Raw genomic sequence first — 14,006 nt, 5'->3', positions numbered from 1 at the left:
TATGGGGATAGCCCGGGCGTTTGAGGCCATGGGCTTGCGTCTAGCCGCCAAGGATACCAATCATGTTCAAAAATATGTCTATAGGTCAGAAGTTGAGCGCCGGTTTTGCCGTATTGGCCCTGCTAGTGGTGGGGCTGGCGTGGTTCTCCATCACTCAGCTGTCCCGTCTTTATGCCGATACAGCCACCATCTCGGGCAACCTGTTGCCATCGACCCGTTATGCCAGCCAGATGCATGTGGCCATTCTCGATGCCCGTCGTTCCGAGCTGGCGCAGGTGATTGGTGGCCTCAACAAGGATGCCCAGGAGGTGAGCGAACGCACCGTCACCTTCAACAAGGCCAAACAGGAGTTTGACGCGGCGGCGCAGAAGTATGGCTCCTTGCCCTTCAGCACCGATGAGGAGAAGCAGACTTACGAGGCGTTGTTGGCCGCTGGTGCCAAGTACTTCTCGGTACACGAGCAGCTGATTGCGGCTTTTGCCAGCGGCGATCTGGAAAAAGTGAAGAGCCTGCGCAAGAACGAGACTCGCGCCGCACTGGAAGAGGCGGGGGCCAAATCCTACCGTCTGCGCGAGATCAACAACGAGCTGGCCGATAGCATGGTGAAGTCGGTGGCCGACCTTTACAGCAACTCGCGGAACATGAGCATCATCGTCAGCCTCATCACCGTCTTGTTCGTGGTGGTGGTGGCCTGGCTGCTGACCGGCCAGATCCGTAATCCGGTCATGGCGATGCTGGAGCAGACTCGCAAAGTAGCGGCAGGCGATCTGGCGGCCCACCTTGACGCCAGCCAATTCAACAACGACGAGCTGGGACAGTTGGCCAAGGGCTTTGGCGAGATGCAAAAGAACCTGCGTACCCTGGTCAGCGAAGTCTCCGGCTCCGTGGTGCAACTGAGCTCGGCAGCCGAAGAGATCAGTGCGGTGGCGCGCCAGTCCGCCAACAACATGAACAGCCAGCAGCACGAGCTGAATCAGCTGGCCACCGCGATGAACGAGATGCAAGCCACGGTGCAGGAAGTGTCCCGCAACACCAGCGACGCCGCCAGCGCAGCCAGTGCCGCCAGCAGCACCGCCGAACTGGGGGCTCGCACCGTCAACGACTCCATCAAGCGTATTGAGCAGGTTGCCGGCGCCATCGAGAGCACCGCCGTGGTGATCCGCCAGCTTGGCGACGACAGCCGCAACATCGGCATGGTGCTGGAAGTGATCCGCGGGATCGCCGAGCAGACCAACCTGCTGGCGCTCAACGCCGCTATTGAAGCTGCCCGGGCCGGCGAGCAGGGCCGCGGCTTTGCGGTGGTGGCCGACGAGGTGCGCACCCTGGCGAAGCGGACTCAGGATTCCACCTCCCAGATCAACACCATCATCGCCGAACTGCAGCAGCGGGCCGAGCAGGCCGGCACCACCATGCAGCAAAGCCAGGACATGATGAATTCCACCGTGAGCACGGCGCGGGAGGCGGGGGCATCCATCTCCGAGATCAGCGGCTCGGTGGAGAGCATCTCCCACATGAATATCCAGATCGCGACCGCCACCGAAGAGCAAGGGGCGGTGAGTGAAGAGCTCAACCGCAACGTGGTCAATATCAGCCATGCCTCCGAGGAAGTGGCTGCCGGTGCAACCCAGATGGCACAGGCCTGTAACGACCTCAATCACCTAGCGACCCAGTTGCAGGAGATGGTACGCCGCTTCCGGGTGTAAGGCGGGTTGGATGCTCGCTGCTGCGGGCCCGGATCCTGGATCCGGGCCCGCCTTGTTTTATCGGCCTGTCGACTTTCCCTCTTGCACCATCCCTTGTTCGCTCCGCCGTTCTTGGGCATGCTAATGGCCCCATTGGTTGGCAGGATTCTGGATGTATGAACCTTCGCGATCTCGAGTATTTGGTGGCGCTGGAAGAGGAGAAGCACTTTCGCAAAGCGGCGGAGCGCTGCTTCGTCAGTCAGCCCACCCTGAGCGGCCAGCTGCGCAAGCTGGAGGATGAACTCGGGGTGATCCTGATCGAGCGTACCTCGCGCAAGGTGCTGTTTACCCCGGCTGGCGATGCCATGGCCCAGCAGGCCCGCAAGGTGCTCAAAGAGGTGCGCGAGCTCAAGAGCATCGGCCAGCATTTTGCCGAGCCCATGTCCGGTGAAATCCACATCGGCTTCATTCCTACCGTCGGCCCCTATCTGCTGCCTCACATCATTCAGGATCTGCGCGAGCACTTTCCCAAGCTGGAGTTCTACCTCTATGAAGAGCAGACCCAGGTGTTGCTCAAGCGGTTGGAAGAGGGAGAGCTGGATTGCCTGATCCTGGCCGAACTGGAGGGCATGGACGGGTTTGGTTCGATCCCGCTCTATCAGGAGCCCATGTGGCTGGCGGTGCCCCAGCAGCACCCGGAGGCCAAGGCCAAGGCGGTGCCGCTCAGCAATCTCAAGGGCAAGAAGTTGCTGATGCTGGCCGATGGTCACTGTCTGCGGGATCAGGCGATGGGATTCTGCTTCGCCGCCGGTATCGGCGAGGATCAGCGCTTCAAGGGCACCAGTTTGGAGACGCTGCGCAACATGGTGGCCGCCGGCAGCGGCATGACGCTGGTACCCAGGCTCGCCGTGCCCGCCAATGCCGAAGAGGGCGGCGTCAGCTATCGACCAGTGATAGACCCCGTGCCTGGGCGTACCATAGCGCTGCTCTATCGCCACTACTCGGTGCGCCGGCCCTGCTTCAACGAGTTGGCCGCTCGTATCTCGCGCTTGATGCAGAGCCTGCTTGGCTAACTGCGCATCTTCAATTCAGGGCCACAAAAAAGAAAACCGGCGCATTGCGCCGGTTTTTTTATCTTCTGCGGTGGTTTAGAAGATATCGTCGGTGGAGACGGGACCATCGGTGGGCGAACCCTCACCGCCGTACACCTGATTGCCATCCGAGCTCTGTGTCGCGTAGCGGGTCGGCTCGGTGCCTTCCTTGAAGAACTCTTCCGTGCTGCTGCCGTCGGTCCGATTGGTCAGCAGGCCGGTCTCACGATCGATCCGCACCGTGATGATCCCTTCCGGTACCGGCATCTTGCGCTCAGGCACCTGCTTGAGCGCCGTCTTCATGAAGTCGATCCAGATGGGCTGCGCGGCACCGCCGCCAAATTCGGCCCGGCCCAGACCACGCTGGTGGTTGTCAAAACCGATCCAGGAGGTGGCGACCAGATTCGGGGTATAGCCGGAGAACCAGGCATCACGGGATTCGTTGGTGGTCCCGGTCTTGCCGGAGATATCGTGGCGCTTGAGGTCACGTGCCGCCCGCCAGCCGGTACCGCGCCAGCCATTGCCACCCCAGATGGCGGTGGTCAGGGTGTCGGTCACCAGGAAGGTGCTCTGGGCACTGATGGTCTGCGGTGCCATGTTGCCGGGAACGACCGGATCGATGGGGCACTGGGCTTTCCAGTCCGGCGCCGTATTGGCATAGGCATCCGCACTGTCGAGACCGGCAGCGGCCAGCACGCCACAGTCACGGCAGGCGGCTGCCGGGTTGGCCTGATAGAGAGGCGCGCCGAAGCTGTCGGTGACTTCGGTGATGAAGTAGGGGGTGACCTGGAAGCCGCCGTTGGCCATGACCGAGTAGCCGCGCACCACTTCCAGCGGGGTGAACTCGGCGGCACCCAGGGCCAGCGATTCGTTGGGCGAGATGGTATCGCGCGCAAAGCCGAAGCGGGTCAGGCCGTCGATGTAGGTATCCAGCCCGATGGCGCGCATCAGGCGCACCGACATCACGTTCTTCGACTTGGCGAGGCCGAGGCGCAGGGAGGTGGGGCCTTCATAGATGGCCGGGGAGTTTTTGGGCTGCCACATGGGGCCCTTGGAGGGATCCCACTGGTTGATCGGCGCATCGTTGATGAGGGAGGCCAGGGTGTAGCCCTGTTCCAGCGCGGTGGCATAGAGGAACGGCTTGATGTTGGAGCCTATCTGGCGGCGTGCCTGATCGACCCGGTTGAACTTGGAGAGCTCGAAGCTGAAGCCGCCTACCAGCGCCTCGATGGCACCATCCTGCGGGTTCATGGCCACCAGGGCGGCGTTGACCTCGGGGATCTGGGAGAGCAGCAGCTCTTCACCCTTTTCCCGTACCCAGATCTGGGCGCCCACTTTCAGCATGTCGCGGGCCGAGCGGGGCGCAAAGCCCTGACGATCGTCGGTGATGAAGGCGCGCGCCCACTTGATGCCGTTCCAGCCGAGCTCAGCCTGCTTGCCGTTCTTCAGCACTATGGTCGCACTCTTGTCAGCCAGTTTGGTGACGACGGCGGCCATCAGCGGCTCATAGGTGGGCTGCTTGGCCAGATGGGCCATGATCTTGTCATAATCCCAATCGGCTTCGCCCGCTTTCCACAGCTGGGCGGTCACGCCCTTGTAGCCATGGCGGGTGTCATAGTCGAATACGCCGTCGAGCAATGCCAGACGGGCGGCGCGCTGGCGCTTGGCTGTGACGGTGGTGTAGACGTGCAGACCCATGGTGTAGGCATCTTCACCAAACTGCTCCACCATCTTCTGGCGCACCATCTCCCCCAGGTAAGGGGCATTCAAGGTGATCTCGGCACCGTGATAGCGGGCCTTGACCGGCATCTTGGACGCTTCGTCGAACTGGGCCTGGGTGATCTTGCCGGTTTCCAGCATGCGGCCAAGTACCACATTGCGACGGGCAAAGGCACGTTCCGGCGAGCGGATCGGGTTCAGCATGGACGGCGCCTTGGGCAGACCGGCAATGATGGCGATCTCGTCCAGTGTCAGGTCCTTGACCTCCTTGCCAAAGTAAACCTGGGCGGCGGCACCGACCCCGAATGCCCGGTAGCCGAGCGGGATCTTGTTGAGATAGAGCTGCAGGATCTCATCCTTGGAGAGATTCTGCTCGATGCGCCAGGCCAGGAAGACCTCTTTTATCTTGCGCACCAGCGTCTTTTCATTGCTCAGGAAGAAGTTGCGGGCAACCTGCTGGGTGATGGTGCTGGCGCCCTGGCGGGCCTGACCGGAGACGGCCCAGACGGTGGCTGCGCGAATGATGCCGATGGGGTCGATCCCCGGGTGCTCATAGAAACGGGCATCTTCGGTCGCCAGTACCGCATCGATCATGGACTGGGGGATTTCATCCAGATGCAGCGGGATGCGACGAATTTCGCCAAATTGGGAGATCAATTCCCCATCCCGGCTGTACACCTTCATCGGGGTGGCCAGCTTGACGTCGCGCAGCGCGGTCACATCCGGCAACTGGGGCTTGATGTAGAAGTAGATACCGATGAGGCTGGCAACACCCAGCACAGCACCCAGCATCATGACAATAAACAGGCGTACGAGCCATTTCAGCATGGAAGAACTACCAATCGTCTTAAAATTAGCCAACGGGCGCAGAGTATAGCCCTTTTGCCTCCGGAAATTCGAGGTTTTCCTGACGGCAGCCCGGCTCCTCGAGAAGAGGCGGGAGGTTAGCATTCTGCGGCTCAATAACCAAGGGGAGGCGAGGGGCGGCCGGAAAGCGAGTTGTATCACTTTTCGGCATAAACTTTATGACATTGATAGATAGAGCATTTAGGATGAGTTAAGTCATCATCTTCTGATTAGCTGTCCTACAATCAATCCTAAAACCCAATAACGCATGGATGTGTATATGTTTGGGCTATTCAACAAAGGTTCTCTGCTTCCTCTGGCGGGTATTGATTTTGGCAGCCAGACCATCAAGGCCGTGACCATTACCGGTCGTCCCGGCAAGCTGCATCTCGAATCGGTGGCCGAAGTTGCCACTCCCAAAGGCACTCTGGTCGATTATCAGCTGCAGGATATCGAACGGGTCAGCCAGTCTCTCAAGGCCCTCAAGCGCCTCATCTCGGGCAGCAGCCAGTACGTTGCGACTGCCGTCACCGGTTCCAACGTGATCACCAAAGTCATTCAGGTGGATGCCGCTTTGGGTGAGAAGGAGCTGGAGAATCAGGTTCAGCTCGAGGCTGAGCAACTCATCCCTTTTCCCCTAGATGAAGTGAGCCTGGATTTTGAGATTCTGGGCAAGGTCAATGATCAGGACCGCCGCGAAGTGTTGCTGAGTGCGGCCCGCACCGAGAGCGTGAGCGGGCGGGTGACCGCGCTGGCGGAAGCCGACATGACCACCAAGGTGGTGGATGTGGGCGCCCACGCACTGGGCCGCGCCGTGCTTGCCTGCCTGCCGGAGCTGCAGGAGTGGGAGAAACCGGTTGGTGTGATCGATATCGGAGCGAGCGCCATGACCTTTGCCGCACTGGTAAAGGGAGAAGTTATCTATTCACGCCTGCAAAACTTCGGTGGCGATCAATATAGTCAGGCGCTGGCCTCTTTTTACAACCTGTCGCTGGATGATGCCGAGCAGGCCAAGTTGCAAGGCAAGCTGCCAGTTGATCACGAACTGGATGTGTTGCTGCCCCATATGAATGCTCTGCTGCAGCAAGTCAGGCGGAACGTGCAGCTGTTTTGCAGCTCTTCCGGACACAGGGAGCTTTCCAGACTGGTGCTCACCGGCGGTGGCAGTCTGCTGCCCGGGCTGGCGGCCCAGGTTGGCAGCGAGCTGAACTGTGAGGTATTGCATCCTGATCCCTTTGCCCTGTTCGGCAAGCCGAAAGGGGAGGGGGCGGTCCACGGTGCCAAGTTCATGACGGCGCTGGGTCTGGCATTGAGGAGCTTCACGCCATGTCAAATATAAACCTCCTGCCCTGGCGTGAGGCCAGGGCCCAGCGGCAGAAGAAGCAATTCGGGGTCATGCTGGGCATCTTCATGGCCATCACGGCTTCCCTCGGCTTTGCCGCCGACTGGCTGGTGGAGCAGCAGATAGGCCATCAGCAGCAACGCAACCAGCGTTTGCAGCAGGAGATGACCATCCTCGATGCCCAGCTTGGCGAGATCCGCCTGCTCAAGGAGCGGCGCAAGGAGTTGATCGATCGCATGCAATTGATCGAGCACCTGCAGATGCGCCGCAATCTGCCGGTTCGCCTGTTCAACCAGTTGCCTTCGCTGGTTCCCAACGGGGTTTACCTCAATACGCTTGCCTTGCAGAACAACCAAATAGATGTGAATGGCAAGACCGAGGCCTATGGCAGGGTAGCCAGCATGATGCGTCGTATCGATGGCTCCGGCTGGCTGGGGCAGTCGCAGATCAGCACGATTTTTGCGGCCGATGTGGCGCCCGTTTCGCTCAGCCAGTTCTCCATGATGTTCCAGGTCGCGGGTGTGGCAGGTACCACGGTCGATGTGGCTAAGGGGCAGCAATGAATCTACAACAGCTCAACGAACTGGATCTCAACAACATTGCCAGTTGGCCCAAGCTGGCCAAGGGGATTTTCATCCTGTTCTTCTGTGCCTTGTTGGGGGGAGCCATCTATTACTACGTGATTGCCAACTCACTGACCCTGTTGACCCAGGAGACCAACAAGGAGGCCGAACTCAAGGCGCAGTTCGAGAGCAAGGCGATGCTGGCTGCCAACCTCGGTGCCTACAAGACGCAGATGGTGCAGCTCGAACAGCTGGTGGATACCCAGCTCAAGCAGTTGCCGAATACTCACGAAGTGGCCGGATTGCTGGATGACATCAGTTTCATTGCCACCGACAATGGGCTCAAATTGAATCGCATCAATTGGGAACCCGAGATCAAACACGAGTTCTCCACCGAGCTGCCCATGCGAATCGAAGTGGTGGGTACTTATCATGAGATAGGCAAGTTCACGGCCGACATGGCGGCCCTGCCGCGTATCGTCATCCTGGAATCGTTCACGCTGGGACAGGGCAAGGAGCAGGGTGACATGATTGCCATGTCGATGCTGGCCAAAACCTACAAATATAATGGCAAAACCGTGGGGCAGACCAAATGAAGCTACTCTGCGTACTGTTGCCTGCCCTGTTGTTGACCGCCTGCGGTGGGCAGGACGACATGGACAACTATGTGGCCGCAACCAAGGCCAGAAAACCAGTACCCATCGAGCCTCTTCCCGAAATCAAACCCTTTTCCCCCATGGCTTATCACCTCAGCGATCAGCGCAGCCCCTTCATCGCCCCCCAGCCTGAAACCAGCAGTGCCAAGGTGGATGCCAAGGTGAAGCTGGATTGCGCCCAGATCGTAGCCAACAGAGAGAAAGAAGTACTGGAGCGCTATTCATTGGCCAGCCTGAGCATGCAGGGCTCACTTGGCAAGCAGGGACAGTTGTGGGCCTTGATCAGGACTCCTGATGGTCAATCCATCCGGGTGGGTCTCAATCAACATATGGGACTGGATCAGGGACGGGTGATCAGGATCACTGACACTTATGTGGATTTGATTGAGACTATACCGGATGGCAAAGGATGCTGGGTGACCCGAGAAACTCAGCTGGGCATGGCCAATCTTGAAGCAAAACGATAATCAGGGATGATGCGATGAAAACAACAATAGGTATGGTAGCCCGAGTTGCCCTGCTGTTTTGCGCCGGAGCATGGAGCCAGGCCTGGGCCGTGGCAACCCTGCAGGAGGTCAAGGTCAATCCGCTGATGGCGGACCAGCTGTTGCTGGAGCTGAGTTTCAGTGAACCGGTCAGCGGATTTACCGATCGTCTCTCCTATGAACCCAATCAGCTGCTGCTGCATGTGCCGGGGGCGGTGGGAGCGCTCAACGTGAACCCCTTGCCCATCAAGCAGCAAGGGGTGGATAACCTCAAGGTAGAGGGCAAGGGGGCAGGTCTCGATATCAAGATCGCTCTCGATCAACTGACCCCCTATCAGGTGCATCAGCAGGGCAACAAGTTGTTGGTGGCACTGGGAGAAAAAGCAGCCATGCCGCTGCCAACCACCACTGCATCCTCCGGGCTGGTGGCCCCCCAGCCGACCTCGTCTGCACTTATCAATACCCAGCCGGCAGCCTCGTCCGCCCTGATCAACAGTCAGCAGCTTGCTCGCCAGAGCGCTCCAGTGGCAGCGCCCGTGGCCAGCAAGCCGGTTTTGCCATCACCACAGACTGCGGCCAGTGGTGCCTACTTCAATTCCGTGAAGGGGGTCGATTTCAGGCGTGGCAAGGACGGGCAGGGGGAATTTCTGGTGACGCTGGATAACAGCTCCGCCGCCGTTGACGTCAGCAGCCGTGGTCAGACGGTGCTTGCCAAGTTTCACGGCACCCGGGTACCGGACGATTTGCTGAACCTGATCAACGTGCAGGATTTTGCTACCCCTGTCTCTCAGGTTGAGGTGTTCCGCCAGGGTAACGACACCCTGTTTGAACTCTCGGTCAACGGTCAGTTTGACTACCGTTACGATCAGGCGGACAAGATGTTCATCGTCGAGGTGAAAAAGCGCACCGCGGCGACTGCCGGCAAGCAGTATCAGGGCAAACCCATCTCTCTCAATTTCCAGGATATTCCGGTGAGAACCGTGCTGCAGCTCATCGCGGATTTCAACAACCTCAATCTGGTGACCACGGATTCGGTGTCGGGCAACATCACCCTGCGGCTGGACGGGGTGCCCTGGGAGCAGGCACTCGACATCATCTTGAAGGTGCGGGGACTAGACAAGCGGCTGGACAACAACATCCTGCTGGTCGCACCGGCCGAAGAGATTGCCGCTCGCGAGAAACAGCAGCTGGAGAGCCGCAACCAGGTCGCCGATCTGGCCCCGCTTTATACCGAGTATCTGCAGATCAACTATGCCAAGGCATCCGAAGTGGCGGCGCTGCTCTCGTCCGAGAGCACCAAGCTGCTCTCTTCCAAGGGGGCGGTGAGCGTCGATGAGCGAACCAACGTGCTGGTGGTCAAGGACACTGCCGACGTCATCAGCAACATCAAGCGCATGCTGGATATCTTGGATATTCCGGTCAAGCAGGTGGTGATCGAGGCGCGCATGGTGACCATTGATGACGGCTTTGACGAGGCGCTAGGGGTGCGTTGGGGGGTAACCAAGAACGACGGTCACGGCAACAGTACCTCGGGCACCATCGAGGGCAATGACGGTTCCGGCAACAACAATGGCGGCTCGACCATCACCCGACCGGGGGTGGACGATCGGCTGAACGTCAATCTGCCGGTAACCAATGCGGCCGGCACCCTGGCCTTCCAGGTGGCGCGGCTGGCGGATGGTACCTTGCTGGATCTCGAGCTGTCGGCATTGGAGAAAGAGAGCAAAGCCGAGATCATCGCCAGTCCCCGGGTCACCACGGCCAACCAGAAACCGGCGCTGATCGAGCAGGGTACCGAGATCCCCTATGTGGAGTCCTCGTCCAGCGGGGCAACTTCGGTCACCTTCAAGAAGGCGGTGCTGAGCCTCAAGGTGACGCCGCAGATCACCCCCGACAACAGGGTGATCCTGGACTTGACCGTGACCCAGGATACCAAGGGTGAAACCGTGCCGACCGGTACCGGTGATGCCGTCTCCATCAACGCCCAGTCCATCACCACCCAGGTGCTGGTCAACAATGGCGAGACGCTGGTGCTTGGTGGCATCTATCAACAGACCATCAAGAGCGACGTCAGCAAGGTGCCCCTGCTGGGTGACATCCCGGGTCTGGGGGTGTTGTTTCGCAAGACAACCAGCGAGAACAAAAAGCGCGAGCTGCTGATTTTCGTGACGCCGAAGATAGTCACCGACGCCTTCTGAAGACTTTACATGTGAAGGTAAAACACATATAACCTTACGCCCCAATGAGGCTGGGGCGTAAGGGCTGCGGTTGCCAGTCCTGATTTCTATTGAGATAATCCCCCTCCTGATCCATCGCAAGATAAGGTTCATAGGTACCCCGATCGAGAGTTTGTCGGGGTCGTACAGTTTGTAATTACTAACGAAAAGACATGGCTGAGAAACGCAATATTTTCCTGATAGGTCCCATGGGTGCGGGCAAGAGCACCATAGGTAGACATCTGGCAGAACAACTGCATATGGAGTTTTTCGACTCAGATCATGAGATTGAGCGCCGCAGTGGTGCCGATATCGGCTGGGTGTTCGATGTTGAAGGCGAAGAGGGTTTCCGGATCCGCGAAGAGAAGGTCATCGGTGACCTTTCCGAACAGCAGGGTATCGTGCTGGCGACGGGTGGCGGTGCCATCAAGAGCCGTGAAACACGCAACAAGCTCTCTGCTCGCGGCATCGTGGTGTACCTCGAAACCACCATTGAGAAGCAACTGGCACGTACGCAAAGAGACAAGCGTCGCCCCTTGCTGCAAACCGAAGAGCCGCCGCGCGAAGTACTCGAGCGTCTGGCACAAGAACGCAACGCCCTGTATGAAGAAGTGGCTGACTTTGTCATCCAGACTGATGACCAGAGCGCTAAAGTTGTTGCCAATCAAATTGTTAAGTTGATCGGCATGTAATATAGAGGACGTCCATGGAAAGGTTGAAGGTCGAACTGGGTGAACGCAGCTATCCCATCGAGATAGCCGCAGGTCTGTTGCAGCACGCAGAGGTGCTGACGCAAACCATCAAGGGCAAGCGGGTCATGATTGTGACCAACACAGTGGTTGCGCCCTTGTATCTTGAGCGGATTGTCCAGTTGCTGTCGGGCTATCAGGTTGAACACCTGATCCTGCCGGATGGCGAGGCCTACAAAACCCTGGCGACCTTTGAGCGGATCATGTCCGCTCTGCTGGAAACCAACCATGGTCGTGATACCACTCTGATTGCCTTGGGTGGCGGTGTGATAGGGGACGTTGTCGGCTTCGCTGCTGCAAGCTATCAACGTGGCATTCCGTTCATTCAAGTGCCTACCACACTGCTCTCCCAGGTTGATTCCTCCGTTGGTGGCAAGACTGCCGTCAACCATCCCCTCGGCAAGAACATGATCGGGGCCTTCTATCAGCCCAGACACGTCGTGATCGATACCGAATGCCTCCAGACCCTGCCTGCCCGCGAATTTGCCGCCGGCATGGCCGAGGTGATCAAATACGGCATCATCTGGGATGTCGAATTCTTCTGCTGGCTCGAAGCCAACATGTCCCGTCTGCAGGCGCAGGAGCCGGCCGCGCTGGCCTATGCCATCCGCCGCTGCTGCGAAATCAAGGCCGATGTGGTTGGCCAGGACGAGACCGAACACGGTGTACGTGCCCTGCTTAATCTGGGTCACACCTTTGGCCATGCCATTGAAGCCGAGAAGGGCTATGGCAACTGGCTGCACGGCGAAGCCGTGGCGGCAGGCACCATGCTGGCCGCCAATACCGCCTTGGCCCGTGGTGACGTGACCGAGCAACAGGTAGACCGTATCCGAGCCTTGCTGCTGGCAGCCAATCTGCCGGTGCAGGCGCCGCCAGAGATGGATTTTGCTGCCTTCATTCGTCACATGCGCCGCGACAAGAAGGTGCTGGAAGGCAAACTGCGTCTGGTGCTGCCGGTCGGCATAGGTCATGCCCAGGTGGTGGCCGATGTCTCCGATGCTGAACTGCTGGCGGTGATCGAGTCTGGTCGTGACGAATAAACTGCTGAAATTTCCTTCCCAGCGGCAGCTGGTTGACCGGCTGCTGCATCTGATTGAATTCAATCACCCTTTTATCTTTCTCTCCGGCAAACCCGGCAGTGGCCGCGGCACTTTGTGCGAATCCCTGCTGGGAGCGTTGCCGGAAAAAGTGCGGGTGGTCAGCCTGATCGGCAGTCCCGCCATGAAGATGGTGGACGTGCGCCAGCTGTTGCTGCCCCAGGTGGTAGCCCGGCCGTTGTTCAACCCGCAGGATGCGCTGGCAGACAGCTTTTTCCGCATGCTGGAAGGCAAACCCGCCACCCTGTTGCTGCTCATTGAGCGGGCCGACGAGCTGCCTGCCGAGCTGGTCGGCGAGTTGTGGAGCCTGTGTCGTCACAACGATACCCTGAAGATCCCCCATCAGTTGGCCATCGTGCTATCCGGCAGTGACGTCTGGTGTCGCAATCAGAAGGCGCCGCTGAAAGGGCGGGCGATGCCCGCGCTGGAGCTGGAAGTCGCGCCGCTTGGCGCGCCCGAACAACGCATCTTCTTGTATGAGAAGGCCAAAGAGCTCAAGATCCCGACAGCCCTCTTGCCCAAGCCGAAAGTGGAAGAGATCCTGAAAGTGGCAAATGGACATCCGTCCACCATCATGCAGTTACTGGAGGATATCATGACCGACAGAAGGCCCAAGAAACGTCAGGCCGAGTTGCCCGTCAAGAAGATTGCGACCCTGCTGGCCCTGTTGGCCGGCGGTCTGCTGGCGCTGAGTTATCTGCTGCCGGCCCTGTTTGGCGGCGACAGCAAGAGTTCTGCCCCCGAGCCCACCCAAACCACGGCGTTGCCCATCCCCGTTTCGGGTGGCGATCCGCTGACCATCGGCGGCAGCAATACCAGCCAGAACGGTAGCCAGAGTACGGCCAGTGATGGTGCCGCCAGCAATCCCGGCGGTGTGGTCCGCGACTGGCAGCCGGATGCCAAGGTATTGCCCAAGGCGGTGGAGAGCGACACCGTGACGACCGAATCGACCAACTACGAAGGACGCCGGGTGGTGATCTCCGACGAGGTGGTCGAGAAGCTGATGAAGCAGCCCAACGTCAGCGGCGCCCTGCCCACTGCGGTGGTGGATGAGCTGACCGGCGCCGATTCGCAAGCGGCGGCCACTCAGGTTGCTCCTGCCGAGCAGGCTGTTACACCCAATGCCACTGCTCAGATTGCCCAGCCGGCAAACACCGCCAAGGCCCAACCCACGCCAGCGGCCAGCAAGCCGGTGGCCAAGCCAGTTGCGGTTGAACCGGTGGCGGCACCTGCTCCCAAGGTGGCGCTGACCCCCGCTGCCACTCTGAACAAGAAGCCCAGAAACCACTACAGCATCCAGCTGATGGGGGCGAGCAACACCAAGGCGGTCGACAAGTTCGTGGCCGAAAATGGTCTGGCCGGCAAGATCTGGGTCTATCAGACCAAGTTCCGCGGCAGCCCCTGGTACGTGGTGCTGCAGGGGGACTACGCCAGCAGCAACCAGGCCAAGGCCGCCATTCGCAAGCTGTCGCCCGCCTTGCTGAAGGGTCAACCCTGGCCCAAGTCGTTTGCGCAGGTACAAAAAGAGTTGAAGCAATAGCCATTTTGGCCGGGAAGGGG

Annotated in this window: 11 protein-coding genes; 10 read left to right on the top strand and 1 reads right to left on the bottom strand. The window is 59.4% G+C overall.

The genetic code is table 11. The annotated features are described in order from the left end of the window. The first annotated feature begins 62 nt into the window (after positions 1-62). Together QLG02_RS02490 and oxyR are read left to right on the top strand one after the other, a co-directional pair. Entirely contained in the window at positions 63-1,703 is a 1,641-nt protein-coding gene (locus QLG02_RS02490) for a methyl-accepting chemotaxis protein (RefSeq protein ID WP_282464427.1), read from the top strand. A 155-nt stretch (positions 1,704-1,858) separates the two neighbouring features. Continuing rightward, positions 1,859-2,755, top strand: a complete 897-nt coding sequence (gene oxyR / locus QLG02_RS02485; RefSeq protein WP_017409206.1) for a DNA-binding transcriptional regulator OxyR — start codon at positions 1,859-1,861, stop codon at positions 2,753-2,755. A 75-nt stretch (positions 2,756-2,830) separates the two neighbouring features. On the opposite strand, the gene QLG02_RS02480 is transcribed toward oxyR, so the two are convergent. Continuing rightward, the gene (locus QLG02_RS02480; protein ID WP_011706971.1) at positions 2,831-5,320 is read right to left on the bottom strand and encodes a PBP1A family penicillin-binding protein; all 2,490 of its coding nucleotides are present in this window, start codon (positions 5,318-5,320) and stop codon (positions 2,831-2,833) included. Positions 5,321-5,606: 286 nt separating this feature from the next. Between QLG02_RS02480 and tapM the strand changes: the two genes are divergently transcribed. The 8 genes from tapM (at position 5,607) to QLG02_RS02440 (ending at position 13,986) form a co-directional block, all read left to right on the top strand. Beyond that, positions 5,607-6,677 (top strand): PilM family type IVa pilus assembly protein TapM, encoded by a 1,071-nt coding sequence (gene tapM, locus QLG02_RS02475; protein WP_282464426.1) that lies wholly within the window; start codon positions 5,607-5,609, stop codon positions 6,675-6,677. Next, a complete protein-coding gene (gene tapN / locus QLG02_RS02470; protein ID WP_282464425.1) occupies positions 6,665-7,243 on the top strand; it encodes a PilN family type IV pilus biogenesis protein TapN in 579 nt (192 codons plus the stop codon). Before tapM ends, tapN begins: the two co-directional genes overlap by 13 nt. Continuing rightward, on the top strand, positions 7,240-7,839 hold the full coding sequence (gene tapO / locus QLG02_RS02465; RefSeq protein ID WP_011706968.1) for a PilO family type IV pilus biogenesis protein TapO: 600 nt from the start codon (positions 7,240-7,242) through the stop codon (positions 7,837-7,839). Before tapN ends, tapO begins: the two co-directional genes overlap by 4 nt. Next, positions 7,836-8,366: a pilus assembly protein PilP gene (locus QLG02_RS02460; RefSeq protein ID WP_282464424.1), complete on the top strand. Its 531-nt coding sequence runs from the start codon at positions 7,836-7,838 to the stop codon at positions 8,364-8,366. The genes tapO and QLG02_RS02460 overlap by 4 nt, the downstream gene beginning before the upstream one ends. 14 nt (positions 8,367-8,380) lie before the next feature. Next, positions 8,381-10,582 carry a type IV pilus secretin PilQ gene (gene pilQ / locus QLG02_RS02455; RefSeq protein WP_282464423.1) on the top strand — a complete coding sequence of 734 codons (2,202 nt, stop codon included), beginning with the start codon at positions 8,381-8,383 and terminating at the stop codon, positions 10,580-10,582. 191 nt (positions 10,583-10,773) lie between these two features. After that, the gene (aroK, locus tag QLG02_RS02450) at positions 10,774-11,292 is read left to right on the top strand and encodes a shikimate kinase AroK (RefSeq protein ID WP_005298388.1); all 519 of its coding nucleotides are present in this window, start codon (positions 10,774-10,776) and stop codon (positions 11,290-11,292) included. A gap of 14 nt (positions 11,293-11,306) precedes the next feature. Next, on the top strand, positions 11,307-12,389 hold the full coding sequence (gene aroB, locus QLG02_RS02445) for a 3-dehydroquinate synthase (protein ID WP_016351628.1): 1,083 nt from the start codon (positions 11,307-11,309) through the stop codon (positions 12,387-12,389). Beyond that, the gene (locus QLG02_RS02440; RefSeq protein WP_282464422.1) at positions 12,379-13,986 is read left to right on the top strand and encodes an SPOR domain-containing protein; all 1,608 of its coding nucleotides are present in this window, start codon (positions 12,379-12,381) and stop codon (positions 13,984-13,986) included. The genes aroB and QLG02_RS02440 overlap by 11 nt, the downstream gene beginning before the upstream one ends. Positions 13,987-14,006 lie beyond the last annotated feature (20 nt).

The sequence above is a fragment of the Aeromonas sp. V90_14 genome (assembly GCF_029967615.1).
In the GTDB taxonomy this organism is placed as follows: Bacteria; Pseudomonadota; Gammaproteobacteria; order Enterobacterales; family Aeromonadaceae; genus Aeromonas; species Aeromonas hydrophila.
Note: the sequence above shows the minus strand (reverse complement) of the source record. Positions and strands in the feature narration are given on the sequence as shown.